The following is a 309-nucleotide window of genomic DNA, read 5'->3' as shown; positions in this document are numbered from 1 at the left end:
GGCTGAGACGGCACCCTAGGAAAGCGAAGCCATTCAATACGAAGTATTGTATAAATAGAGAACAGCAGTAAGATATTTTCTAATTGAAAATTATCTTACTGCTGTTTTTTTAGGGATTTATGTCCCAACCTCTTTTATATTATTCGTTATTCCTGTTGATATTTAATTGGATCTTGTTTTACAAATATGCCGACTAGATAGCCTAATATCGTTGCAATAATTGCTACTGGGAACCACTCTAAAGAATACGCTCTTAGAGGCAATGATTCTATAAAGTTAATTTTCAGCCAACCTAACTTACTAATAACA

At 33.7% G+C, this 309-nt stretch carries 1 pseudogene; it reads right to left on the bottom strand.

The features are described 5' to 3' along the window. Positions 1-146: 146 nt before the first annotated feature. Positions 147-309, bottom strand: a pseudogene (locus IDG60_RS03295) (branched-chain amino acid ABC transporter substrate-binding protein); the annotation flags it as partial.

The organism is Staphylococcus sp. EG-SA-2 (genome assembly GCF_017152085.1).
Note: the sequence above shows the minus strand (reverse complement) of the source record. Positions and strands in the feature narration are given on the sequence as shown.